Origin of the sequence: Methyloceanibacter stevinii (genome assembly GCF_001723355.1) — a bacterium.
GTDB classification, from domain to species: Bacteria; Pseudomonadota; Alphaproteobacteria; order Rhizobiales; family Methyloligellaceae; genus Methyloceanibacter; species Methyloceanibacter stevinii.
Genome location: NZ_LPWE01000011.1, coordinates 528,888 through 552,433, shown reverse-complemented (window position 1 = coordinate 552,433; position 23,546 = coordinate 528,888). Strand labels below are relative to the sequence as shown.

The 23,546-nt window shown below is 62.6% G+C and carries 23 protein-coding genes and 1 pseudogene; 12 read left to right on the top strand and 12 right to left on the bottom strand.

Going from position 1 to position 23,546, the window contains the following annotated elements; genetic code table 11:
• Positions 1–6: 6 nt before the first annotated feature.
• The 4 genes and pseudogenes from AUC70_RS18040 to AUC70_RS18605 all read right to left on the bottom strand — a co-directional run.
• Positions 7–1,095, bottom strand: a pseudogene (locus AUC70_RS18040) (circularly permuted type 2 ATP-grasp protein); the annotation flags it as partial.
• 254 nt (positions 1,096–1,349) lie between these two features.
• Complete coding sequence (locus AUC70_RS09415) at positions 1,350–4,661, bottom strand: transglutaminase family protein (RefSeq protein ID WP_069444565.1); 3,312 nt, start codon at positions 4,659–4,661, stop codon at positions 1,350–1,352.
• Between the two features lie 229 nt (positions 4,662–4,890).
• On the bottom strand, positions 4,891–5,253 hold the full coding sequence (locus tag AUC70_RS09410; protein WP_069444564.1) for a DUF1428 domain-containing protein: 363 nt from the start codon (positions 5,251–5,253) through the stop codon (positions 4,891–4,893).
• A 13-nt stretch (positions 5,254–5,266) separates the two neighbouring features.
• Entirely contained in the window at positions 5,267–6,244 is a 978-nt protein-coding gene (locus AUC70_RS18605) for a VOC family protein (RefSeq protein ID WP_206599353.1), read from the bottom strand.
• 105 nt (positions 6,245–6,349) lie between these two features.
• Here AUC70_RS18605 and AUC70_RS09400 point away from each other — a divergent pair, with 105 nt between their 5' ends.
• From AUC70_RS09400 to AUC70_RS09390, 3 genes are all read left to right on the top strand, one after another.
• Complete coding sequence (locus AUC70_RS09400; protein WP_069444563.1) at positions 6,350–6,661, top strand: ArsR/SmtB family transcription factor; 312 nt, start codon at positions 6,350–6,352, stop codon at positions 6,659–6,661.
• Positions 6,658–7,122: an SRPBCC family protein gene (locus tag AUC70_RS09395; protein WP_069444562.1), complete on the top strand. Its 465-nt coding sequence runs from the start codon at positions 6,658–6,660 to the stop codon at positions 7,120–7,122. Before AUC70_RS09400 ends, AUC70_RS09395 begins: the two co-directional genes overlap by 4 nt.
• 351 nt (positions 7,123–7,473) lie before the next feature.
• Positions 7,474–8,166, top strand: coding sequence for a hypothetical protein (locus tag AUC70_RS09390; RefSeq protein ID WP_069444561.1), 693 nt, complete (start codon positions 7,474–7,476; stop codon positions 8,164–8,166).
• A 9-nt stretch (positions 8,167–8,175) separates the two neighbouring features.
• On the opposite strand, the gene AUC70_RS09385 is transcribed toward AUC70_RS09390, so the two are convergent.
• The 5 genes from AUC70_RS09385 to AUC70_RS09365 form a co-directional block, all read right to left on the bottom strand.
• On the bottom strand, positions 8,176–8,592 hold the full coding sequence (locus AUC70_RS09385) for an HMA2 domain-containing protein (protein ID WP_069444560.1): 417 nt from the start codon (positions 8,590–8,592) through the stop codon (positions 8,176–8,178).
• A gap of 82 nt (positions 8,593–8,674) precedes the next feature.
• The gene (locus AUC70_RS09380; RefSeq protein ID WP_083241446.1) at positions 8,675–10,927 is read right to left on the bottom strand and encodes a heavy metal translocating P-type ATPase; all 2,253 of its coding nucleotides are present in this window, start codon (positions 10,925–10,927) and stop codon (positions 8,675–8,677) included.
• 12 nt (positions 10,928–10,939) lie between these two features.
• The gene (locus AUC70_RS09375) at positions 10,940–11,344 is read right to left on the bottom strand and encodes a hypothetical protein (protein ID WP_141702055.1); all 405 of its coding nucleotides are present in this window, start codon (positions 11,342–11,344) and stop codon (positions 10,940–10,942) included.
• Positions 11,345–11,432: 88 nt separating this feature from the next.
• Positions 11,433–11,786, bottom strand: coding sequence for a magnetosome protein MamC family protein (locus AUC70_RS09370; protein ID WP_069444557.1), 354 nt, complete (start codon positions 11,784–11,786; stop codon positions 11,433–11,435).
• Positions 11,783–12,382 carry a hypothetical protein gene (locus tag AUC70_RS09365; protein WP_069444556.1) on the bottom strand — a complete coding sequence of 200 codons (600 nt, stop codon included), beginning with the start codon at positions 12,380–12,382 and terminating at the stop codon, positions 11,783–11,785. The genes AUC70_RS09370 and AUC70_RS09365 overlap by 4 nt, the downstream gene beginning before the upstream one ends.
• 225 nt (positions 12,383–12,607) lie before the next feature.
• Between AUC70_RS09365 and AUC70_RS09360 the strand changes: the two genes are divergently transcribed.
• From AUC70_RS09360 to AUC70_RS09340, 6 genes are all read left to right on the top strand, one after another.
• The gene (locus AUC70_RS09360) at positions 12,608–12,835 is read left to right on the top strand and encodes a FeoA family protein (protein WP_206599352.1); all 228 of its coding nucleotides are present in this window, start codon (positions 12,608–12,610) and stop codon (positions 12,833–12,835) included.
• Between the two features lie 4 nt (positions 12,836–12,839).
• Complete coding sequence (locus AUC70_RS09355; RefSeq protein ID WP_069444554.1) at positions 12,840–13,076, top strand: FeoA family protein; 237 nt, start codon at positions 12,840–12,842, stop codon at positions 13,074–13,076.
• A complete protein-coding gene (feoB, locus tag AUC70_RS09350) occupies positions 13,076–15,406 on the top strand; it encodes a Fe(2+) transporter permease subunit FeoB (protein WP_069444553.1) in 2,331 nt (776 codons plus the stop codon). The genes AUC70_RS09355 and feoB overlap by 1 nt, the downstream gene beginning before the upstream one ends.
• Positions 15,407–15,456: 50 nt before the next feature.
• Positions 15,457–15,732, top strand: a complete 276-nt coding sequence (locus AUC70_RS16315; protein ID WP_083241445.1) for a FeoC-like transcriptional regulator — start codon at positions 15,457–15,459, stop codon at positions 15,730–15,732.
• Positions 15,698–16,357 (top strand): hypothetical protein, encoded by a 660-nt coding sequence (locus AUC70_RS09345; protein WP_083241444.1) that lies wholly within the window; start codon positions 15,698–15,700, stop codon positions 16,355–16,357. Before AUC70_RS16315 ends, AUC70_RS09345 begins: the two co-directional genes overlap by 35 nt.
• A 171-nt stretch (positions 16,358–16,528) precedes the next feature.
• Positions 16,529–17,002 (top strand): Rrf2 family transcriptional regulator, encoded by a 474-nt coding sequence (locus tag AUC70_RS09340; RefSeq protein ID WP_069444661.1) that lies wholly within the window; start codon positions 16,529–16,531, stop codon positions 17,000–17,002.
• A gap of 37 nt (positions 17,003–17,039) precedes the next feature.
• Here AUC70_RS09340 and AUC70_RS09335 read toward each other — a convergent pair whose 3' ends face one another.
• Positions 17,040–17,876 carry an LOG family protein gene (locus tag AUC70_RS09335; RefSeq protein ID WP_069444551.1) on the bottom strand — a complete coding sequence of 279 codons (837 nt, stop codon included), beginning with the start codon at positions 17,874–17,876 and terminating at the stop codon, positions 17,040–17,042.
• 155 nt (positions 17,877–18,031) lie between these two features.
• Here AUC70_RS09335 and AUC70_RS18025 point away from each other — a divergent pair, with 155 nt between their 5' ends.
• Positions 18,032–18,427, top strand: coding sequence for a hypothetical protein (locus tag AUC70_RS18025; RefSeq protein WP_244505564.1), 396 nt, complete (start codon positions 18,032–18,034; stop codon positions 18,425–18,427).
• Positions 18,424–18,927 (top strand): hypothetical protein, encoded by a 504-nt coding sequence (locus AUC70_RS18020; RefSeq protein ID WP_244505563.1) that lies wholly within the window; start codon positions 18,424–18,426, stop codon positions 18,925–18,927. Before AUC70_RS18025 ends, AUC70_RS18020 begins: the two co-directional genes overlap by 4 nt.
• Positions 18,928–19,707: 780 nt before the next feature.
• Here AUC70_RS18020 and AUC70_RS09320 read toward each other — a convergent pair.
• Positions 19,708–21,468: a PQQ-dependent sugar dehydrogenase gene (locus AUC70_RS09320; protein WP_141702054.1), complete on the bottom strand. Its 1,761-nt coding sequence runs from the start codon at positions 21,466–21,468 to the stop codon at positions 19,708–19,710.
• An 8-nt stretch (positions 21,469–21,476) separates the two neighbouring features.
• Positions 21,477–22,352, bottom strand: coding sequence for an SMP-30/gluconolactonase/LRE family protein (locus tag AUC70_RS09315; RefSeq protein ID WP_069444548.1), 876 nt, complete (start codon positions 22,350–22,352; stop codon positions 21,477–21,479).
• 134 nt (positions 22,353–22,486) lie between these two features.
• Between AUC70_RS09315 and AUC70_RS09310 the strand changes: the two genes are divergently transcribed.
• Positions 22,487–23,380, top strand: coding sequence for a LysR family transcriptional regulator (locus AUC70_RS09310; protein WP_069444547.1), 894 nt, complete (start codon positions 22,487–22,489; stop codon positions 23,378–23,380).
• Positions 23,381–23,546: the final 166 nt, after the last annotated feature.

Here is a 23,546-nt window from a genome sequence, read left to right as displayed (position 1 = left end):
AAAAACACGGAGGACGAAGGGGCGCGGGACCAGCTTGTCGCCCTCCCGCACAGGCGTCGTCGACAACTGGACGACTTCCTGACCGACATAGTCCATGCCGCGCCGCTCGACGGCTTCGCGCAGCTCGGCCCGCCCCGCCTCGTCGAGCATGCCCGGCACCGTCGACAGCTCGCCCTGCAGAAGCGACATCTGGCCGAACAAGGCGCCGGAGATTGCCATCTCGTCGAAATTGTCGAGGACGTGCCGTTTGCTGCGCGGATCCCCGCACCACCACGTGGCGATATTGGGAAGCGCAAGCTTCTGACCGATGAGTTTGGAAGCAAGCGACGGCATGATGCTCATCATCGCACGCGACTCCGCGATACCGCAGCCCGGCATGTTGGCCACGAGCGTGCCACCGTGGCGCAGCGCCGACATCAAGCCTGGAACGCCGAGCCGCGATTGCCCGTTCAACTCGATCGGATCCACATAGTTGGAGTCGACGAAACGCCAGATGGCGTCGGCGCGCTTGGGACCGGCGATCGTGCGCACATGGGTCATCGCGTCGTGGACAACGAGGTCTTCGCCTTCGACGAGCAGGAAGCCGAGATAGCGTGCGAGATAGGCTTGCTCGAAATAGGTCTGACTGTAGGGACCCGGCGTCAGCAGACAGACCCTCGGCTCCGCGCCGGCAGCAGCCTCGACGAGCGCCGAGCGAAAGTCACTGAAGAACGGCGCCAGACGGCACACATTCATGCGGCGATACCCCGTCGGCAACGCGCGCGACATGACAAGCCGGTTCTCCAAGGCGTAACCGAGGCCCGAAGGTGCCTGGGCACGATCGCTCAGCACCCACCAGCGCCCATCGGGCCCGCGGCCGAGATCGGCGGCATAGAAACGCAGCCAGCGCCCCCCGGGCGGCGACACACCCGCCAAAGGCCGCACGAACTCGCTCGAACCGGCGATCAGCGCCGCAGGGATGACGCCGTCGCGGACCAGTTCACCCGGACCGTAGACGTCCGCGAGCATGGTTTCGATCAGGCCGGCGCGCTGGGTGATCCCCGCCGCGATTGCGGTCCACTCTTCTTCCTCGATGAGAAGCGGCAGCCGGCTCATGGGCCAGTTGCGTTCGCGCGCCTCGCCATAGACGCGATATGAAACGCCGATGTCTTGGAGGTGCCGGTCCACGGCGGCGAGCGACCGCTCGTCCGCCGACAACTGCCGGATGAAGTTGAGCCAGGCCGCACGCGGGCGCCGTCCGGGCCGATCAGCTCGTCCGGCACGCCGGGAAGAGGCGCGTAGTCGTCATACCAGGCTTGCTGGGGCGTCTCGCCCGCCGCAGCCTTAGGTAAGGTCTGGTCCATCGGCCATCACGGTCGCCGTGCACTCCGGCGGAGGTCAAGAGTCAGCGGAAACTCGCCCGCCGGCTCTTCCGCAGGCAAGTCCACAATGCCGGCAGTATGACCGTGATCCTGGAAGCGCGCCAGCCGCCGCGCTTCGGCTTCGTACGAATTCACAGGGAACGTATCGTGGCTTCTCCCACCCGGGGTGGCGACGTGATAGACGCATCCCCCAAGGGACCGGCCATTCCACGAATCGACAATGTCGAAGGTCAGCGGCGCCTGCACCGGAATGGTTGGATGTAGCCCTGAAATGGGCTGCCATGCCTTGAAGCGGACCCCACCCACGGCCTCGCCCGTTTCTCCTGTCCCGGTCATGGGCACGCGCCGTCCGTTGCACGTAATCGCGTGCCGTTCGGGCACAAAGTGGCTGGCCTGGACCTGAAGGCGCTCCACCGACGAATCGACGAAGCGGCTCGTCCCGAAGGGCGTACTCTCCTCGGCCAGAACGTGCCAAGGCTCGAGCGCTTGGCGCAGCTCGATACCGACCCCCGAATACTCCACGCGGCCATAAAACGGAAAGCGGAACTCCCACTGCGCCTTGAACCATTCCGGATCGAAATGGTAGCCAGCCTGTTCAAGGTCGCCCAGGACACCGAGAAAGTCCTGCCACACATAGTGCGGCAGCATAAAACGGTCATGAAGCGCTGTGCCCCAACGGACGAACTTGCCCCGCTGCGGCTCCTTCCAGAACATCGAGATCAATGCGCGGATGAGGAGTTGCTGGGCGAGGCTCATGCGCGCGTCTGGCGGCATTTCGAACGAGCGAAACTCCACCAGGCCGAGCCGGCCTGTCGAGCTATCCGGCGAGTAGAGCTTGTCGATGCAGATTTCCGCACGATGGGTGTTGCCGGTAACATCCGCCAAGACGTTCCGGAACAGGCGGTCTGTCAGCCATGGCTGGATATGCGCCTCGCCGTCGGGCATCAACTCCAGCGCGATTTCGAGTTCGTAGAGCCCATCGTGGCGCGCCTCGTCCATGCGCGGCGCCTGGCTCGTAGGCCCGATGAAGAGCCCCGAGAAAAGATAGGACAACGAAGGATGGCGCTGCCAATACAGCACCAGGCTCCGCAGCAAATCAGGACGGCGCAGGAAGGGCGAATCCTCCGTAGTCGCTCCGCCGATCACCACATGATTCCCGCCGCCAGTTCCCACATGACGACCGTCGATCATGTACTTGTCCGTGCCGAGCCGGCTCTGACGCGCATCTTCATAGAGGTTCGTGGTGATATCGACCGCTTCCCGCCAGCTTGAGGCCGGATGCACATTCACCTCGATCACACCGGGGTCAGGCGTGACCTTGATGACGTTCAGGCGCGGATCGGACGGCGGCGGATAGCCTTCGATCTGGACCTTGGAGCCGGTGGCCTTGGCGCTCTCCTCGATCGCCACAAGCAGCTCCAGATAGTCCTCGAGACGTTCCACCGGCGGCATGAACACCCGGATGATGCCGTCGCGCGGTTCGATCGACAGAGCGGTGCGAACCACGCATTTCACCTGGAATTCCTTAGACTGCTCTTCCCGCGTGGGCTGTTCCGACTCGCTGGGCCCACTGGCCGGGAGGACCTCTGCCATCTGCGCCCGCGTCGGCAGCGGCCCGCGTGGAATGCTCGGGTCCTGAGGATAGATGTACGGATACTCGGGCTCCGGCACGTGCGGCAGCGAGCTCAGCGGCAGGCGGTAGCCAAGCGGGCTGTCTCCGGGCGTCAGAAACAGCTTGCCGCGGCGTAACTTCCATCGCTCGCTCTTCCACCGCGTGTCCTCGGCCTTGCTCTGCCAGCGCTGAATGGGAAGCACGAACCCCGACGGCTCCGAGAGGCCGCGCTCGAAGGTCCGTACCATGCGGGAGCGGGTCTCGGGATCGTCGATCTTCGGATCTGAAGGGTCGACATTTTCCGGTAGTTCCGCTTCCTTGAGCGACCAGTAGACGGGATCCTCGTAGGCGGGCAGCGCATGATCCGCGCCCACGCCGATACGCTCGGCAAAATCCTCCGCCAAAGCCGCAGCCTGGTCGATCGTCGCGTGCGGCTCCTCTTCCTCGCCGGCAAGCAGGGACACATCGCCCCAAATCGGTTCGCCGTCCTTCCGCCAATAGAGCGCGAAGGCCCAGCGGGGCAGACTCTCGCCCGGATACCACTTGCCCTGACCGAAATGCAGGAAGCCGGTCGGCGCAAAGCGCTGGCGCAACTTGCGGACCAGCGTGTCCGCCAGCCCCCGCTTGGTCGGGCCGACGGCGGAGATGTTCCACTCCTCACTTTCGAAATCATCGACGGAGACGAAGGTCGGCTCGCCGCCCATGGTCAGCCTGACATCGTTGGACACGAGATCCTGGTCGACCGCTTCGCCGAGAGCGTCGAGCTTCTCCCAGGACTCGTCGGAAAAGGGCTTCGTCACGCGCGGCGCTTCGTGGATGCGGTCCACCCGCATCTCGAAGGCAAAACCGGTGCTCGCCGCGTCGACCGTTCCCGTGATGGGCGCCGCCGACTGGTAGTGAGGCGCTGCGGCAAGGGGGATATGCCCTTCCCCGCACAACAGACCGGACGTTGCATCGAAGCCGACCCAGCCGGCGCCCGGGATATAGATCTCGGCCCAGGCGTGGAGATCGCAGAAATCCTTGTCGGTGCCCATCGGCCCCTCGATCGGATCCACGTCCGCTTTCAGCTGGATCAGATAGCCCGACACAAAACGCGCCGCGAGCCCCAGATGACGGGCGATGTTCACGAGCAGCCAAGCAGAATCCCGGCAGGACCCGGACCCGAGGGCCAGCGTCTCTTCCGGCGTCTGCACGCCCGCCTCCATCCGGATGACGTAGCGGATGCGCTGCTGCAGTTCGTGGTTGAGATCGACGAGGAAAAAGACGGTGCGCTCGGCCTCTTTCGGCAGATCCCGGAGAAAGGCTGCGACCCGGGGTCCCGGCTCCGCGTCGGACAGATAGGCCGCCAGGTCCATCCGCAACTCTTTGGGATAGGTGAACGGATATTGCTCCGCATAGGATTCCACGAAGAAGTCGAACGGATTGACGGTCGAGAGGTTCGCCGTGAGGTTGACCTCGACGCTGAACTCCGTTGGTCTTTTCCGGAAAACCAGCCGGGCCAGCCAGTTACCGTGCGGATCCTGCTGCCAGTTGATGAAGTGCTGGCGCGGCGTCACGGACAGCGAATAGCTGCGAATCTGCGTCCGGCTGTGCGCCGCGGGCCTCAGGCGGATCACCTGGGGCCCAAGGCCTACCGGCCGGTCGTACTGATAGGAGGTAAGGTGATGGAGGGACGTGAGTATCGCCATTCAGCCCAGTTCCGTGGCGCCGCAACCGCGGGAGTTCGCTTCTTTATTGGTTCGCCGGCGATCACCATAGCAAACTCGGCCGCAGCACCATGCCTGTATTTGTCGCAGGGGCCGCATGGAAATTAGCCACGTGGACGGAGGGTGCAAGAGTGCGCGGCGGGGCACCCCAGCGCTGCGACCGGCAGGAGGGGAGCCGCCCGGTATCGAGCAACGAAACAGGTGGAGCGGACTACTGATCCACGAGCACGTCGAAGCCGCCGAAAATCATCCGTTTCCCATCGAACGGCGGTTCGGCAAGTGTGCCGGCCTTCATGCGCTCGTTCATTTCGCTCATAACCTTGGGCATTCCCTCATCGTGAGCAGTCCTGGTCTCCCACTCGACGAACCCGAAGACGACGGTTTCGTCAGGCTCGCACTTCACGGCTAACGGAAACGACGTCAGCTTCCCCGGGGGAACCTCGACGCCCCAGCATTCCACGCAGCGGACCGCGCCATGCTTCTTGAACATCTCCGCGGCTTCCGCGACATGGGCGCCATAGGTGGCTTTGTCAGTGGACGGAACGGCGGCAACGAACGCAACAATATACGACATCCGATTTTCCCTCCTATCGTCCTGCCGCCGCTGCTTCGAGCGCGGCGATATCGATCTTGGTCATCTGCATCATGGCCGCTTGGGCGCGTCCTGCCGCCTCGGCATCGGGATGACCGAGCAGGCGTGGGAGCGCTTCAGGCACGATCTGCCAGGAAACGCCGAACCGGTCGACCAGCCAGCCGCATCTGCTTTCCGCGCCGCCCCGTTCGATCAGTTGCGACCACAACCGATCGGTCTCCCGCTGATCTTTCGTCAGAACACTGATCGATGCCGCAGGTGACAGCTTGTGATACGGACCGGCGGTGAGGATCATCATCGGCGCGCCGGCGAGCGTAAACTCGACGACCATCGGATCGTTCGGCTGCCCATGCGGATAGATGCCGTCGATCTCGCTATCCGGCAGGAGCGACACGTAGAACTCCGCCGCCCCCTGCCCGCCGCTCTCGAACCAGAGACACGTCCGAACCTTCGATTTGAAGCTCATCGGCGATGGTGCAGCGCCGGTGCCGTCTGCCAGGGATCTCGCCAGCTCTTCCAGTTGTGCCGCCGCCGCGGACCAGCCTTGCCGAAAGCCCATCTCGAGATGAGCCTGTTTGTCGGCGGCTTTGCCGTGGCGCGCTCCCCAGACCATCTTCGTTCGCTGGCTGGGCGCATCCGACAATTCCACGTAGCCCGTCATGAAAGACGACTCGCGGGGCACGAAACCTTCGGCGTAAGAGTCCGTGAAAGTGAGACGCCTTCCACTGACGACCTCCAGCCAAATGCCCGTGTTCTCCATTCGCGTGCCATCCGGCCCCACCATAACGGTGTTCATTCTGCCGCCGGGCCGAAGGTCGAGATCGGCTTCCGAGACCTGCCACGGCTTCGGGCAGAACCATTGCTTGAGCAGATCCGGCTCGGTCCAGCAGCGCCAGACCGCGCTGCGGGCCGCATCGAGATCGCATTCAATTTCGAGCGTGAGCCCGTCTTCCCGGAATGTTGTGTCAGCCATAGAGGGCCTCCCTCAATGATTGCGCGATCAGGCGGCTCCCGATGCGCTCTTGAATTCCCCGAGCGCACGCTATAGAAACATAATCATATGAGCAATAGGTGATAAATGCTGGATGCAACATTTGCCGCTTTGTCGGATCCCACGAGACGCGCGATCGTCGGATATCTCCGGAATGAGGATATGTCCGTCGGCCAAGTGGTCGAAAAATTCGAGCTGACTCAATCGGCGATTTCACGCCATTTGGACGTTCTGGAGAACGCGCGTCTCATCAAGCGCAAGCGTGTGGGACAGCGGCGGGTCTGCTCGTTGTCGGCCATGCCGTTGCGCGAACTCGGCGATTGGCTTGAGGCCTATCGCATCTTCTGGAATGACTCCTTGGAGCGCCTCGACCAAACGATTGCGGGAAAGAAACAATGACCGTTGCGGCTGAAGACGTGCTGGAAATCCGCCGCGTCATCAATGCCTCGCCCGATGCGGTGTTCGATGCCTGGACTACGCCGGCGCTTGTCGAAGCGTGGTGGGGACCGCACGGCTACCTGACCCGGGTGATCGAGCTCGACGCGGTCGTCGGCGGCCAGTTCCTGTTTCAGATGACGGCGCCGTCCGGCGCTTCTTGTCCTATGAGCGGTACGTACACAAAGGTCGAGCGGCCCCGTCGTCTTGCCTTCGAGGTCGCCGAGCACTGTATCGCGGACATACCCCACGACGTTCGCGAACCCTCGGGCCCTTCCCACGTCGATATCACGTTCAAAGGCAATGGCGAGACCACCGAGATCGTCCTGCGGCAGAAGGGTCTTGCAGCCGACTATCGCATGCTCGCCAATGGCGGCTGGTGCCAGAGCTTGGAGCGGACAGCCGAGGTTTTACTGCGCGGCTGATCGCGAAAACGCGCCCTCCACGGACTATTCCCGGACATGCTAGAGTGTCGCAGCTGGCTGGTGCGCTGTCGCGTGGCGCCCTGTCGGCTAGAATTTGATCCGGGGACTGCCTTCGATGCCACTTCTAGACGATGCCACGTGCCAACTGCTTCACGTGGCCTTTGACGACCTGCCCCCCGAGTACAAGGCGCGCGCTACGGGGTCGACTATGCGCGTCTCTGCCTCCTCGGTGGCGGAGAACTGTTTCTGACCCGCTATGGCTGGGGGCTTTCCAAGCGCGCCCTGCCCAAGGCCTGGTTCATCGATCAGCGTTATCAAGAGACGGGCCAGAAGCTCGATGGGACGGGAACCGTGTACCGCGTTCCGATCGTTGTTCCCGTGGGCGCCACGAAGGACGTCGTCGTCAAATTTTCGCGGGTCGCGCAGGACGTTCCCATCTTCGTGGACAAGCCCGTGGCGGAACTCGTCCCCCGGTCTGTCATCGACAATGCCTGTTTCAACGATCCGTTCGAGGAGTTCGGGTTGCTGACGGAACTGCGCCGCGGTCCGTTCGGCCCGGACCGCCCGCCCATCAAGACGAAGCGGCCGCTCGCCATCTACAGTCCGCCGCGCGAATACAAGGTCTGGCAACTCGGCCGCAAAGAGGGTCTGTTCGCGCAGCACGTCGCGCGGCTAAAGGCAGACCAGGAAAAGAACGGCACCGACGTGCCCGTAACGCTCCACCTGAAGCGCGACTACATCCTGTTCTTTCAGTGGGTCAAAGGGCTCGATGCGGTCCAGCTCTATACCGACGGCTTCCTGACGGCAGAGGACCTGCAGGCGCTCTACCATCGGTCCAACATGGATCTGCGCGCCCACGACCTTGTCGTCCTGGATCACAAGCCGCGCCATCTGATCCTGCGTCCGCGCCGAAACGGGATCGAACTGGTCGCGCGGGACGGCACGTTCGACTATGCGCTCATCGATTTCGAGCTGTTGAAGCACGTTCCGACGGATTTGCCGGACAAGACGCCCACAAAGGAACTGGCCAACGCCGTCGCTTGATGCGGCGCCTTAGCGCAGACCGGTGAGCAGCGACAGCAGACTGCGTTCGAGCGTCCGCTGCACAAGCGTGGCGAACACGGCCTGACCGACGATCTGGCCGACACCGCGCGAGATGTCCTCGTGAGCCTTCTTGTCGATCGGCCCCGCGCTTGGCTTGGCGCTGAGCGGAATGACACCCGGATCACCGCCCGTCATGTCGATAGGCGGCTTGCCGCCATGCATATGCGAAACCGCGTCACCCAATGGATTGACGACTATGTCGTAGTGCACGATCACCGAATGCGCCGAAGGGTTGAGCTCGACGCGATGAACGCCCTCAAGGCTCAGAATCTTGCTCTCAAGTTCCTCCGCGAAGGCACGATCTTGCTTGATCCGCGGAACCTTGAAGCGCGCACGCCCGGGGACGTGATGAACGCAATAGACCATATGATCCTCCTCACCCGCCGCGGCTAGGTACGATCCTACCTACCGAGATTGACAGGTTCGTCACGACTTTGCACGCCCCGTCTTAGTGGATCGTCGGGGCGGCATTGTGATTGTCACCGGCGACGGCCCCAGAGGCTTCGTCGACCAGCACTTTGTCTTGCGGCGCTTCGTCCACCGGCGTTATGTCCCGAGGCTCTTCGCTCGCACTGTCCGGGAAACGGCTGGCCGACAGCGCACGCGCCAGCAAGCCCAGCGTCGTCCCGTTATGCAGCGTCGCGGCCGCGACCGGACCGAGCCAGCCAATCGAGGCCACCACGTAGAGCCCCGTATTGACGCCGATCGCCGCGCGGAAATTGCTGCGGATGATGTCCATGGCAGTCTGCGAGGCTTCCCGCGCATCCGCCACCCCGTCAAGGCAGTCCTGAAGCAGCACGATGTCGGCGGTCGCCCGCGCGATATCGGCACCGCGCGGCATGGCGATGCCGACATCGGCCGTGGCCAAGGCCGGCGCGTCGTTGATGCCGTCTCCCACGAAGGCCGTGTGATGTCCGTCGTCGCGGAGCTTCTGCACGATCTCCGCCTTGTCCTCGGGCTGGAGCTCGGCAAAGACCGCATCAAGGCCGAGCGAGGCAGCAAGCGCCTCGGCACGCTCCTTGCGGTCGCCGGTCAGCATGATCAGCCGCTCGACGCCGGCGGCACGCAAGCGCTTCACCGTGTCGGCGGACTCGGCTCTCAATTCGTCACGGAGCGCGATGAGCCCAACAGCCTGGCCGCCGAAGGCGACGTAGAGCAGCATCTTGCCCTCGGCGGAAAGCGCCCGCGCGGCATCCTCATGCGCGCGCAGATCGATGTTCTCGTGGTCCTGCAGAAAGTGCCGGCTACCGATCAGCACTTCCTGGCCGTCCACGCGCGTCCTCAGCCCATGGGCGATCTCGACGTCGATATCTTCATGGGCGACATGGTCGGTGCCGCGCTCGCGCGCCGCCTGCACGATGGCTGCCGCCACCGGATGGCGCGAATGCTCTTCGATGGATGCGGCCATGGCCAGCAGCCGCTCCTCGGACAGAAGCTCCGGCATCAACGGGACGATGTCGGTAATAGCGAGATCGCCGCGCGTCAGCGTCCCCGTCTTGTCGAACACCACCGTGTCCACCTTCGACAGCGCCTCGATGCTCGGGCCGCCCTTGATCAGAACGCCCCTGTTTGCAGCCTCCGACATCATCGATCGGATCGCCACCGGCGCGCTCAGCTTGACCGCGCAGGAATAGTCGATCAGCAGGACCGACATCACACGCGTGATGTCCCCTGTCAGCAGGAACGTCGCCAGGCCAAGTCCGAGTGTCGTCAGGACACGCTGGTTGGCGAAGTCCTCCGCGACCCGCTCGGTATCTGATTTCGCGGTCAGGGACTCATGAATGAAGGCGGCGATGCGCGCCGTGGTCGTTTCGTCGCCCACATGGTGCGCCTCGATCCTGATGTGTCCGTTCTCGACGACGCTGCCGGCGATGACCTGATCGCCGGTCTCCTTGCCGACGGGAACGCTCTCGCCCGTCACGGAGGCCTGGTTGACCTGCGCCACGCCGTCGTGAACCACACCGTCGACAGGGATCAGCTCCCCTGCCCCCACCACGACGATGTCGCCCGTGTGCACGTCGGAGAATGGAACCTTCACCACCTCTTCGTCCCGTACAATCCAAACGGACGCCGGATGCGGGTAGAGCAGATGTGACAGCAGATCCTCGGAATGGCGTTCGGTGGTCTCCTCGAGATAGTCGCCGGTCGCCATGAGTTCGTCGGTGAGAAGGGCCGTACCAGTTCGCCCCTGCGCGGCGCCGAGCGAGATGGCCGTGGCGTCGAGCACCTCGACCGACACACCCTTCGCGAACAACGACCAGACGCCCCGCAAAACACGCGGCGCGATTGCACCCCAGACAAGGGCCTTGCCGAGCGTGGCCGGCAGTACGGGAAGAGCCAGAAGCAGCGCGGCGCGCAGCGCAAGCGGGGTAATACTCGGTTCGCTGTCGCCGTTGAGAAATCGAAGCGTGTCGTGCGACAGCGTCTCGAGCCGGTGGACGATCGCCGACCGGGTTGCTGCCTCTCCGTCGTGACCGATGACGACGGAGGAGGCGGCCGCATTGATGCGCACCGACTCGACGCCGTCGAACTCGGAGATGTGGCTCGTCAGATGGCCCACATCCAGCCGCGGCTGCCGCAGCAACGGCAGCTTGAGACGCAGTCTCTTGGGCGACGCGTGCGCAACCACGACGGTGTTTCGCCGCTGGTGAAGCGGCTGTACGTTGTCGCCGCTGGACAATGCGGAAGCTTCAAGAGGCATGAGACAACCGCGCTATTGCCCGTGATGGGTCTTGATCTCGGACTCCGCGTCGCGGAAGCGCTCTTTCGTCTCCTCGAGGCCGCCCTGGATGCCGAGCCAGATTTGCGTGACACCGCGAATGGCCGCGCGCTGAATGTGCTCGTTGGTCAGGACATAGGTCAGTGCACTGCCTACGAGCATGCCGGTGACAAACCGATTGTTGAGCAGGCCGAGCGCCCCCGGAGCCGGGAACTGGGACGGGGCTTGGCCGGGCGCCGCCGGGCCGTAGCCTGCCGCGTGGCCCGGACCGTAAGGGTGCGCGTGCCGATGCCAATGCGGACCATTGCCATAGCCTTGAGCATAACCCTGGCCTTCGCCTTGCGGGCCGCCGTTCGGGTTACCGGGATACATCTGATACATGTGGGGGTGAGGACTCATCGAGACTTCCTTGTGATTGCGTCTTCATTGACGGCGTCCTGGCCCGAGTCCGTCTCGGGCCGAAGGGGATTGGTATTGGAGCGCGGTGCTAGTTGCCCGTCTCGCCCGTGGGTCCTTCCGACTTCTCCTGGCCAGCCAGGTAGAGCGCTCCGGCGCCGGCAGCCAGCACCACGGCGACACCTGCCAGCGGATGGTTGCGCGCAAGATGTGCTGCCGTGCCGACAAGCACGCCCGCACCGGCGCCGATCGCTGCGTTGGTGACCGTGTGCTTGATGGCCTCGTCGCGGGAAATCTCACCCTCGCGCATGCGGCGAAGATCTGTCACCGCGGCCCAACCGCCCGCGATCATGGCGCCGGTGGCACCCGTGCGCAGCAGATAGGGACCGGCCGGCAGCATGGGCGCAGCATAGCCGTAGCTCTGAACGTCATTGGAATAGGTCACTCTTTCGTCTCCTTGTCGTCGGCATATGATCCGCCGCGGACGTCCGCTTCGGACGCATGCTTCGCAGCATCTGTGTCGCCACTCTTGCTCTCGCCGCCCTTAGCCGCACCGCCGCCTGCAAAGGCTCCGGCAAGCATGGTCTTGAGAGCGGGCAAGTTCGTCGCGAGAAGCGCCGCGCCTGCACCGACGAGGGCGCCCTTCCAGAACTCTTCGTCATCGAGCGAGAGAAGCTTGCCGATCGTCTGGGCGTCGACATGTCCGCGCGACAACCGGTCGAACGCGTCCATGTAAGCGGCACTCTTGTCGTGCTTCTCGTATGCGTCGCCACCGTGCGCGCCAGGTGCGGCACCGTAAGGATCGCCCGCGGGACCAAACGACGCACCATGCATGGTTCCGGGTGCGCCGCCAGGTCCGTAGCCAGGATTGCCGGGAGGCTGAAAGGTTGGGGGCTCGGGTCCGAAATAGTACCAACCGAACGGAAGCGCGCCTTCCGCATGCATCCCATTTTCCTCGGATTCGCCGCTATCGCCTCCGAATTGACCGCTCGGTTGCCCGCCCATCCGGTTCTCTCCGCCGGGACCGGTCTCGTTACTCATGCGTCGATCACTCACTCGCTGTTGTTACCGTGCAACGGCACGCCTCTTTGGCAGGATATTGTCCCCTTGCACATCCGAGCCCTGACCGGGATCAGTTTATAGGGACAAAAAATATGACTTATTTAGTCGACAATCTGGCGTGCGGGGCGGTTGCGTGTCAATGCTTGGGACGATGATGGATCGCTTGGTGCCGAGACTATGAGTGCAGGGGGACTACCGCTGGCAATGGCCGGCACTGATGAGCGGGTCAAAGTCGTCGCCGTATCGGGCGATCAGAATGATCAACGTCGATTGTTCGATCTCGGAATTGTCGTCGGCAAGGAACTGACCGTCACCCAGCGTCAGACGGACGGGCGAATGGTGGTTGCCCTCGGAGATCTTCGGTTGGCGCTGGGAGTCGGCGTGACAAGAAAAATCCTGGTCGTGCCTGTCAGCGATGTCGAAACGAGGTGAAGGAATGGATGAAGGGCTTCGCGGCCTGTCCGTGGGAGACCGGGCTTCGGTGATCGGTTTCAACGAGGGCGCACAACATTACCGGCAGAAGCTACTCGCCATGGGTCTCACGCCCGGCACCGAGATCAGCGTTGTCCGCGTGGCCCCGCTCGGTGATCCCGTCGAGATCAAGGTGCGCGGTTTCTCGCTCAGCCTGCGCAAGCACGAAGCGGACGCATTGAAGATCGAGAGGATCGTTTAATGGATGAGGTGAGCATTGCCATCGTTGGCAATCCGAACTGCGGCAAGACCACGCTCTTCAATGCGATGACCGGCACGCAACAGCGCGTCGGAAACTGGCCGGGCGTGACCGTCGAGAAGAAGGTCGGGGGCTTTGCCTATCGCGGACAGCGAATTGAGGTCGTCGACTTGCCCGGCGTCTACTCGCTCGACGGCGCAGGCGGGTCCGTCTCTCTCGACGAACGCGTTGCGCGCGACTACGTCGTCGAGGGTGGCGCGAACTTGATCGTCAACATCATCGACGCCTCGAACATCGAGCGGAATCTCTATCTCACCACCCAGTTGCTGGAAATGGGCGCCCCAATCGTGGTGGCGCTCAACATGGTCGATATCGCCAAGTCGCGGCACTTGGAGATCAATATCGATGAATTGTCCAAGCGGCTGGGCTGTCCGGTCATCCCGATTGTCGCTTCGGCCGAAAAGGGGGTCGATGACCTCAAGGCCGAGATCGTCCGTGCCGCGAGCGAGGCGCAACCGGTTCGGGAAACGCCCACCTATGGGCCGGAGGTCGAAGCGGCCCTCGCCGAACTCCTCCCGCACATCACCGAGACAGCAACGAGCGGATCGTCCCGCTGGCTCGCCGTCAAGCTTCTGGAGGGCGACGAAAGCGCGTCGGGCACCCTCGATTCGGAAGCGGAGAGGATCGCTGCGCGCCAAAGGGACAAGATCGAGGCGGACCTCGGCGTCGATGCCGACACGCTCATCGCCAGCGGACGCTACGACTTCGTCAACGGCCTGACACAGAAATCCGTGCGCCGGACCACGCAATTGAACAAAACCGTGTCCGACAGCATCGACCGCGTCATCCTCAACCGGACGCTGGGCATCCCGATCTTCCTAATCATCATGTATGCGATGTTCATGTTCACCATCAACATCGGCGGCGCATTCATCGACTTCTTCGATATTGCCGCAGGCACCATCTTCGTCGACGGGTTCGGCCATCTCCTTGAGAGCATTGGCAGCCCCGACTGGGTCGTGACCCTGCTCGCCACGGGCGTCGGCGGCGGCATCCAGACCGTCGCGACTTTCATCCCGATCATCGCATGCCTATTCCTCTTCCTTTCGCTCTTAGAGGACTCCGGTTACATGGCGCGTGCCGCGTTCGTCATGGACCGGCTCATGCGCATGATCGGCCTGCCCGGCAAATCCTTCGTTCCGCTGATTGTCGGATTCGGCTGCAACGTGCCGGCGATCATGGCCGCCCGGACGCTGGAAAATCAGCGCGACCGCACCATGACCATCATGATGGCGCCGTTCATGTCGTGCGGCGCCAAGCTTCCGGTCTATGCCCTCTTCGCGGCGGCGTTCTTTCCAGTCGGCGGGCAGAACCTCGTCTTCGCGCTCTATCTGATCGGCATTCTCGCCGCGGTGTTCACCGGGCTGATGCTCAAGCACACGCTGCTGCGCGGTGAGACCTCTCCCTTCGTGATGGAGCTGCCGCCCTATCACATGCCGACCTTCAAAGGCATCATGCTGCGCACCTGGGACCGGTTGCAGAGTTTTATTCTGCGCGCGGGCAAGGTGATCGTCGCCATGGTCGTCGTGATCGCCTTCCTCAACTCGTGGGGAACCGACGGAAGTTTCGGCCACGAGGATTCGGAGGACTCGGTACTGTCCGAGATCGGCCGCGGACTCGTCCCCATCTTCGAACCAATGGGCATCCAGGAAGACAATTGGCCGGCGACAGTCGGTATCTTCACCGGCCTGCTCGCCAAGGAAGTCGTGGTCGGCACGCTCAACACGCTTTACTCCAGCATGGCCGCGAACGACGCCGAGCCCGGCTCCGAGGAGGGCGAAGACGCGTTCAACTTCTGGGGCGGCCTGCAAGCGGCATTCGAGAGCATCGGACCGAACCTTCGGGATGCCTTCGGTACGGCGCAGGATCCGCTTGGCATGGACATCGGCGATGTCAGCTCACCGGCTAGCGCGGCGGAGGAGCAAGGGGTAAGCGCCGGCATCTTCGGATCGATGGCGAGCCTCTTCAATGGCCAGGTTGGCGCCTTCGCCTATCTGCTCTTCATCTTGCTCTATATGCCCTGCGTCGCGGCTACCGCCGCCGTCTATCGCGAAATCGGCGCGGTCTGGGCCATATTCGTCAGCGTGTGGACGACCGCGCTCGCATACGGTGTCGCTGTGCTGTTCTATCAGGCCGCGACGTTCTCGCAGGATCCAGTGTCTTCCGCTTGGTGGATCGGCGGAATACTCGCGCTCTTTGTCGCGGCGTTTCTTGGCATGCGTTATTACGGCACCCACGAAAATCACCGCCTCCCCGCACTCCGGGGTGCGTGATGCCCAACGTGCATGCCAAAACCTAACCGCATGGACGACAGCGAACGCCAATGCTGCTTGATCTGAAGAACTACCTCGAGACCCATAGCCCCGCCAGCATTGGGGACCTCTCGACACATTACAGCGTAGAGCCGGACGCTTTGCGGGGCATGCTCGATCATTGGATCCGCAAGGGCAAGGTGAAGCGTCTCGAGTTCGGATGCAGCTGCAACAAATGCTCGACGGGCGGCACCTGCGGCAGTTGTTGCGCTACGTCTTTCGAGATCTACGAGTGGCTGGGCGATGGAGACGATGGAAAAACCGCTTCTCCTGATCGGCGTTCATAGGGACGAACTCGCCTTCGGAGATCGCCTGGCCGGGCTTCTCGGGGACCGCTGCGACGTGCTCCGCGTGGACAAGGGGCTGGAGAACGCCAATCCCACGCCGGACGATGAATTCCAATACCGCATTCGCCATGCCGAGATGTACCAGCAGGTTCTCCAGCAACTGCACCGGCGAACCGGGCCTGTGATCGATATCCATACGGGTCTCAACGAGAGCGGCCGGTGTGCCGATATCTATTGTCACAGCGAAGACTTCTTGAGTTGCCTGGACCACGCGCTGGCAAACCGTGCGCATGGTTCCGCGTCAGAGGATGCGGATATACGGCGGCTCAAGATCGTGTCGCACGAAACAAACGGGTCTCGTGCACCGTCGGAACAGGAATTGCGTCCTGTCGTGTGGACCTACATTCCCGAGATCGTCTGGCGCAATCCGCGTTTTCTCTATGTCGGCATCGAGGTGTTTCTGACCGCACCAGGCGCCGGCCGGCAAGAGGACCATGCCTATGCGCGCGATCTCGTCCTTCTGTGCGCCGGTTGTGCCGCGCAGCGGGAAGATCGCGCCCAGCTTCACGCGCCCGCTTCTGACGGCTTCGCGAATTGCCGGAGCGGCAGATGCGGTTTCCGATAGGCTTTGGCGAGGGGAAGATCATCGGGCTGCCCGACTCGTGGTAGAGTAGAAGTCCATTTGTAAACGGTTTTCCGATCCGGCCCTGCCTGGGCGAATCGCCGCCTTGCCGGGCCATTGCCAAATTATCCCACTCGGCCAGGATGATTTGGTATGTATGGTGCCGAGACGCCTATGCAACTGAGCAAACAAACTCATCACGCCATCCGCATTCTCGTGCGTTGCGCCCGCGCCGGGACAAAGCGCCTTCGGGCAGCCGATATCGCGCGCGCGGAGAGGATCACGGAGTACAACGTCGCCAAGATCGTACCGGGCTTGGTGCGGGCGGGATTCGTCGAGACGGTTCGTGGCCGCTCCGGTGGCTTGGGTCTGGCGAGGCCCGCGGATGAGATCCGTATCGGCGAGGTGGTCCGGTTCACGGAGGCCGCCAGGATAAGGTCGGCCCGCAAAGGGGGCACCGCCCGCTCCGCGCCCAAGAGAGCCGGGACTCCCATCAATCAAGTTGTCGGCGATGCGCTGGAGGCTTTCATAAGCGTTCTGGATCTCCACACGATCGCCGACCTTGCGGGCTCGAAACGCGGACAGGCGGATGTGCTCGGCACGGCAGCCGAGGAGCCCCGCTCACGAAAACGCAAAGTCGTCGCTTGATGAGCCGTCCGATAGCCGCCTGAGAAGTCGGACGGGCCTATGGCACGCGCAACGAAGGCTCGGTCAAGACACCTGCGCGAGACAGCACAGCCCAGGCCTCTTCGGCACTGTCGACCATTTCGAACGAGCCCGCATCGTCTTCTCGGATCGTGCCCCGCTCCACCAATGCGCCGAAGTCGATCAGGTTCGTCCAATAGGCGCGCGCAAACAGGATGACCGGAATCGGCGCCATCTTCTGAGTCTGCTTGAGCGTAAGTATCTCAAACAACTCGTCCAAGGTCCCGAAGCCGCCCGGAAAGATCGCAAGCGCCCGCGCCCGCATGGCAAAGTGCATCTTGCGGATGGCGAAGTACCGGAAAGACAGGCTGAGCTCCGGCGTGATGTAGGGATTGGGGTGCTGTTCCTCCGGCAAGACAATATTGAAGCCGATGCTCGGGGCCCGGCCTCCATGGCCCCCCGGTTCGCCCGCCTCCATGATTCCGGGCCCGCCGCCGGTCGCCAGGACATTGTGACGTGGACCGCTCGACGCGAGCGCACCGCCGCGTTCCGAGACAATGCGTGCAAAGTGGCGTGCCTCTTCATACCAGGCGGACATGGCGCGCTGCTGCTCGGCGCGCGCCCTGCCAGCTGGGTCCGTGGCCCGGCTCAAGGCGGCATCGGCCGCCTCGGGCGAAGCGATCAGGTGACTGCCGAAGACGACGACCGTCGAGGCAATCGCCTCGTCGATCAGCGCACGGTCCGCCTTCATGAACTCGAGAGCGAGACGCAACGGGCGCATCTCGTCGCCTTCGAGGCAGTTGTGTTCGTCCAGCAAAACAAGCTGATCGAGCGCCAGTTTTTTTTGGCTCTCGGGGTCGAAAGCGTCGTTTTCCATGGGAGACGTCCAGGCGATATGGGCTAGAGGCCATCCTATGCCAGCAGGACCGCTTGACGCCAATCAAGGCGCCAAAACGGGATTGGCGCCACATAGAAGCTGCCCGGCCGACGCGCGTGCGTTGGCGGCAATCCGCTCCCTGACGAGGTTGTGCGATGCAGGGGCTCAAGGATATCGACTACGTCCTGGACAAGCTCGCCTGGATGCGGGCTGAGCGCATTTGGCCGAACGGCCTGCGCTATCTTTGGACGGATGCCTTCGGCGTCGTCCTTCTCGCCTCGCTGTACGAGGCGTTACAGCAGCAGAAATATCTCGACGAGGCCGCTCAGGTCGTTGGAGACGTCAGGCGCGTTCTCGGACGCGATCGCGGCATTCGCATCGGCGAAGCACCGGATCGCTACGGCCAGTATTTCCACTACCTCGCCATGTGGCTTTACGCGCTCCACGTGATGGGCCGTTTCGATCCCGCCTACCGGGCGGAGGGGATCAAGCTGGCGCGCGAGATCCACGGGCCGTTCGTGGTGCCGAAGCGCGGTGCCTCTGGAAGATGAAAGAGGACCTCAGCGGGCCCGAACCCGGTTTCGGCTTTGGCGCCCTCGATGCCTTCGACGGCTATGTGGCCTACCGGCTTCTCGACGACGTGGAACTGGCGCCGGAAATCGCCGAGATGAAGGAACTCATCGACGCGGTGGCCGGCGGCCTCGTCATCAGCCAAGACCTCGGGCTTGGGATGATGCTGTGGATGACTCAGTTCTTCCCGGATGAGCCATGGGCGCAGGTCCAGCGTACCCGTTCGCTGGCCATGTTGGACCGCATGTGGATGGAGGACGGCTATTTCTGCCGCGAACCCTATGCACCGCATGTACGCATCGCCTTTGCGAATTACGGCGTCTCAGTTGGCTTGCAGGCCGTGGCTGCAATGCCCGAACGCGTGAGGCGGCTGAACGACTACTTCGACGCATATCGCTCGGGCGATGAGTACGACCGGGAGGCCATCACTCACGTCATGTCCTGCAGCTCCCATTTTCCGGGGCTGTTGTTGCGGGACTAGGAAATTGCTGGATTGGTTGCGGGGGTAGGATTTGAACCTACGACCTTCAGGTTATGAGGCGAATGACCTGAGCCATAATATATTGATTTAATTAGTTAATTCTGCTGTGGATAAATCTTTGTGCTAGAGTTTGTGCTAGCTGAGTCGCCTGCAGATCGAATATCGACCGATTACCCATTCTGCTGAGCGACTTTTCGCACAGGAAGCTTCAGCCTCGCATCACGGCCAGTCTTCGGGGGTGCAATTCACCGTCGCTTGTCTTTGTTCCCGCCTTCGGTTGCCCCTCCTCGAAATGGATAGCCTCGAGTCGCCTTGGGATCTCCGAACTGATCGTAACTGCTTCGTCCGACGGGAGCGTGCCAACGGCCGTGACTTGTTCGTTGAGCGGCCCGGCGACGACCTTGGCCACCTCGACCCTTACCGCCTCGGCTTCGCTCTCTTGATCGGCAGCGCCGACCGACACAGGTGCGGACGCGAAAAGCAGGCTGACGGCTACGAGACAACGTGCTGCAACACCACGAATTTCTGATATCTGGATACCTCGCGAGCGTCTATATTTTACCACTATTGCGGCATTGAGAAGCCCAATTGCCGGGTAGGAGTCATCGTAGCGGTCCACGGCTTGGCCTGGATTGACAGTCCACGTGCCTGTCACACCGACGGTAGCAACGAGACGGCGACGCGACACAGACGACGGGCCATTTCGCGCCGAACGCATCCGGCCACGGGCCGTATCGAACTCGCCCCCGTAAGTCCGGCCGAGACCGTCGAACCTAGCTACTATTGCTTGGCGTGCCCGATCGCCCAGACATAGGTGGCAACCGCGGCGAGTTTGTCATCCGGCAAAGGAACGCCGCCATAAGGAGGCATTGCGCCGGGATGCTGGTTCGGCTGCGGCACGCCGTGCCTGATGGCCTTGGTGATGGCCTGAATGCTGCCGTCGCCCCAAAGCCACGTCCCGTTCGTCAGATCCGGTCCAACCGGTGTCCCAATGCCATTGGCCCCGTGGCATCCCGCGCACGTCGCGGCCACGTCCTTTCCGTGAAAAATCCTCATGCCAAGCGCGACTTCCTCGCGCGTCGCTCCAGGCGGCACCGGAAGATCGGCAACCGCGCCTTGTGCTCCCTCCGGCGGAACCGTTCCGCCGGACGAGGCAGCCGCCTCGACCATTGGCTCAGGCGCCGCCTGAATTACTGCATTGGGGTCGCCAGTGTAGGTCACGCGCCAAATACGGCCACTCTTGTCATCGCCGATGTAGAGAGCGCCATCCGGACCGATCGCAAGCCCCGATGGCCGACGCGCAGCTCCGCCCGGCTCCTTGTTCGGGCCGGCAAATCCATCCGCGAACACGACGTAGTCGCCGGAAGGCTTCCCGTCGGCAAGCGGCTGGAACACGACGTTGTATCCGGCTTGCGGGCCAGGGGCCCGGTTCCACGAGCCGTGGAACGCAATGAAGGCACCGCCGCGGTATGCCTTCGGGAATTGCGAGCCTTTGTAGATTTTGAGGTCGTTGGGTGCCCAATGCGCGGGAAAAACCGCGACGGGTAGTTCGTACTCGCTGCACTGGCCGACTTTCTTACCGCCATCGCCGCCATATTCGGGCGCAAGCACAAGCTTCTTCTGCTCCGGATCGTAGTAGCAGAAGGGCCAGCCGTAATTGGCCCCGATCTTTAGGATCATGACCTGCTCAGCTGGAAGCTCGAAGCCTTGTTGCTGCGAGTAAAGCTCAGGCCAATTCTCGTGGAGTTGATCCCGGCCGTGTTGGGTCGCGTAGAGGCGGCCGGCCGTATCGAAATCGTAGCCCTCGGCATTGCGAATACCGGTAGCGTAGCGCTCCTTGGACGAGAAAACCTGTCCCGTCTTGTTGGCGTCGTAGCGCCAGACCCCACCGCGCGTATCGAGTTCCGTACAGGGCTCCTGACCTGGCGAATGCGGCATGCGGTTCTTCACTTCGCAAGTGTTGGTTGCCGAGGCGCTTGAGAGAAACAGATTGCCCTCATCGTCAATGGCGAAGGGATGCATCGGGTGGTCGCCGGTCAGAGGCATACCGCTCACGATCGTCTCTAGTTTACTCGAGGGCCTGACGTTGTCACCCTTCAGTTCGAAGCGGACGATGCGGTCGTCGCTCTCCGCATAGAGCCAATTCTTGTGGAGCCAGATGCCGGTGCCACCCTTGACCCCGGCCGTAGACGATGGGCCGAACCGCTCAATCACGTCGGCCTTGCCCGTGCCCTTCGTATCCTTCAGCGCAACGAGAAATCCACCCTTTGGACGGGGGGCGTCCGGGTAATAGGCACCGCTCCAGGTATTCGCGTAAACGACGCCGTCCGGCGTTACGGCAAGCTGACGGACATGACCGAGCTTGTCCGCGAAGATCGTCGCGCAAAATCCGTCGGGCAAGCTAATGTCCGAGGACTCAGGACAACGCCGATCCTCGGCACGAGCCAAGTCCTCTGCAAGAACCAAGGACGATGCCGCCACGAGGAGTGCGAGAACCAGCGCCGCGCGGCCCAAGGTCCCGTGGAGTCGTCCAGATTTCACTACCACCCTCACTGTTCCCAGTGAAAGGCGGCCAGAGCGCCATCTTGCATGAGCGGGATCAGCAGAAGCTTGTCGTCGCTTTGGTAGAGGAAATCTGCGGTTCCCTGGTTGAGATCGAGCAGTTTCTCGACCTTTCCGGAAGGCTCGACCCGGAAGAGCGCGCCGGCCACCCAGTCCGTAACGAGAAAACTACCATTGTCGCCCAAGGCCAGGCCATCGAGATTGCCGACCGGCGTGCCATCGCCGATATCTGCGACCTCTTTGCTCTTGAGGTCGATGGTCCTGAGATGGTCGGGTTTTGCTGACATCATTTCGCCGCTGCCCCAGGAGGACACGATCAACTTGTCGCCGTCGGCGTAGAGCCCGTTCGGCCCCGCGAGGTCCTCACTGCTCAGCCACGCTCCGAATGTGTCGCCGTCGAGCGCGTAGATCGTGTTGGTGAGCGTGTCCGAGACGAATATGCGTCCGTCCTTGGCCACCGTGACGTCGTTCAGGAACTTGGCGTCCGGAGCCTCGTAGACCTTCGAGATCTCTCCAGTTCCGGTGTCAATGACGACAAGCCGGTCGATATCCGCGACATAGAGCCGATCTCCGTCAATCCCCATGCCCTTCGGGGCATTCAGCCCCTTTGCCCATTCCGCCTCAATGATTTCACCTTCGGGCGAGACTTTTGTGATGAAGCCCTTGCCGTCCTTGTCCGTGGGAGCGCCATTAATATTGGATACGTAGAGCACCTTTCCCTCGGTGTCGAACAGGACGGATTCAGGCTGCTGCAATCCTTCCGCGCGCCAAACTTCTTTGAATTCGTCGGCCAGGCAAAGGCTGGGAACGCTCACCACGGCCATCAATGTGGTCGCGAGCAGAAGGGTCCTGATTCTCGACATTCAGTGCTCCATGATTGGTGATTTTGGCGAGGAGCGGCACGAGGTGCCGCACGGTGTCTTGATTCTAAATAAGCGCTGCACCAAGCGCACATTAGGTCGTATAATTTGCATAGTCCTATGAGCTGGATTCATGAATGAGCCGCCAGAACGTTACCGACCTCCCCGCCTTCCTCGCCGTCGCAAGAGAGCGCAGTTTCACCAAGGCAGCGGCGAAGCTGGGAATCTCACAATCGGCATTGAGCCACACGATTCGCGAATTCGAGGAACGGCTCGGGGTGCGGCTGCTGACCCGGACGACAAGAAGTGTCGCGCCGACGGAAGCAGGAGAACGCCTGTTGCGCTCCGCCGGACCGCGGTTTGATGAGATCGAGGCCGAACTGGAAGCTCTGAGGGAGCTTCGTGAGAAGCCCGCCGGGACTATTCGCATCACTGCGAGCGACCACGCCGTCCGCTATCTACTTTGGCCCAAGCTTTCGGCTTTTTTGCCAAGCTATCCCGATATCCGGGTCGAGATCGCCGTCGAAAACGCCCTGACCGACATCGTCGCCCATCGGTTTGACGCGGGCGTTCGCTTTGGCGAGCAGGTGGAAAAGGACATGGTCGCCGTGCGCATCGGCCCAGACCTCCGATCCGCCGTGGTCGGCGCGCCATCTTATTTAGCACGGCGCCAACGGCCAATGAGGCCGCATGATCTGGTCGACCATAAGTGCATCAATCTGCGCCTCCTCGCTCAGGGCGGTCTCTATGCCTGGGAGTTCGAGAAGGATGGCCACGAGATGAACGTGCGCGTGGAGGGGCAACTCGTCTTCGACAGCATCCTCCCCGCCCTCGATGCCGCCCTGGCGGGTTTCGGTCTCGCCTATGTGCCGGAGGATATGGCTCGGCCCCATCTCGCCGACGGACGACTAAGCCGGGTGCTTGAGGATTGGTGCCCGCCTTGGCCCGGATACCGGATATATTTCCCAAACCGCAGGCAACCGACCTCAGCCTTTGTCTTGCTGGTCGATGCGCTGCGCCACCGGGACTGAACAGGCAGATCGGCCGCAGGCGGGGGCACAAGCCCATCCGCCCGGCGATCAGACTCGCCATCATGACCGCTGACGCGACCTGGCCCCGCTGCGAGGTCGTAGAGATCTCTATCCCATCTTGCAGCGCCGCGGCGTGGCGCAACTGGGCCTCTCTAAGGACAGGCAT

Bases quoted from the DNA above. Each gene is read 5' to 3' on its own strand.
- AUC70_RS09415 (WP_069444565.1), bottom strand. From the start codon at position 4,661: ATGGCGATACTCACGTCCCTCCATCACCTTACCTCCTATCAGTACGAC.
- AUC70_RS09410 (WP_069444564.1), bottom strand. From the start codon at position 5,253: ATGTCGTATATTGTTGCGTTCGTTGCCGCCGTTCCGTCCACTGACAAA.
- AUC70_RS18605 (WP_206599353.1), bottom strand. From the start codon at position 6,244: ATGGCTGACACAACATTCCGGGAAGACGGGCTCACGCTCGAAATTGAA.
- AUC70_RS09400 (WP_069444563.1), top strand. From the start codon at position 6,350: ATGCTGGATGCAACATTTGCCGCTTTGTCGGATCCCACGAGACGCGCG.
- AUC70_RS09395 (WP_069444562.1), top strand. From the start codon at position 6,658: ATGACCGTTGCGGCTGAAGACGTGCTGGAAATCCGCCGCGTCATCAAT.
- AUC70_RS09385 (WP_069444560.1), bottom strand. From the start codon at position 8,592: ATGGTCTATTGCGTTCATCACGTCCCCGGGCGTGCGCGCTTCAAGGTT.
- AUC70_RS09380 (WP_083241446.1), bottom strand. From the start codon at position 10,927: ATGCCTCTTGAAGCTTCCGCATTGTCCAGCGGCGACAACGTACAGCCG.
- AUC70_RS09375 (WP_141702055.1), bottom strand. From the start codon at position 11,344: ATGAGTCCTCACCCCCACATGTATCAGATGTATCCCGGTAACCCGAAC.
- AUC70_RS09365 (WP_069444556.1), bottom strand. From the start codon at position 12,382: ATGAGTAACGAGACCGGTCCCGGCGGAGAGAACCGGATGGGCGGGCAA.
- AUC70_RS09360 (WP_206599352.1), top strand. From the start codon at position 12,608: ATGGCCGGCACTGATGAGCGGGTCAAAGTCGTCGCCGTATCGGGCGAT.
- AUC70_RS09355 (WP_069444554.1), top strand. From the start codon at position 12,840: ATGGATGAAGGGCTTCGCGGCCTGTCCGTGGGAGACCGGGCTTCGGTG.
- feoB (WP_069444553.1), top strand. From the start codon at position 13,076: ATGGATGAGGTGAGCATTGCCATCGTTGGCAATCCGAACTGCGGCAAG.
- AUC70_RS16315 (WP_083241445.1), top strand. From the start codon at position 15,457: ATGCTGCTTGATCTGAAGAACTACCTCGAGACCCATAGCCCCGCCAGC.
- AUC70_RS09345 (WP_083241444.1), top strand. From the start codon at position 15,698: ATGGAAAAACCGCTTCTCCTGATCGGCGTTCATAGGGACGAACTCGCC.
- AUC70_RS09340 (WP_069444661.1), top strand. From the start codon at position 16,529: ATGCAACTGAGCAAACAAACTCATCACGCCATCCGCATTCTCGTGCGT.
- AUC70_RS09335 (WP_069444551.1), bottom strand. From the start codon at position 17,876: ATGGAAAACGACGCTTTCGACCCCGAGAGCCAAAAAAAACTGGCGCTC.
- AUC70_RS18025 (WP_244505564.1), top strand. From the start codon at position 18,032: ATGCAGGGGCTCAAGGATATCGACTACGTCCTGGACAAGCTCGCCTGG.
- AUC70_RS18020 (WP_244505563.1), top strand. From the start codon at position 18,424: ATGAAAGAGGACCTCAGCGGGCCCGAACCCGGTTTCGGCTTTGGCGCC.
- AUC70_RS09315 (WP_069444548.1), bottom strand. From the start codon at position 22,352: ATGTCGAGAATCAGGACCCTTCTGCTCGCGACCACATTGATGGCCGTG.
- AUC70_RS09310 (WP_069444547.1), top strand. From the start codon at position 22,487: ATGAGCCGCCAGAACGTTACCGACCTCCCCGCCTTCCTCGCCGTCGCA.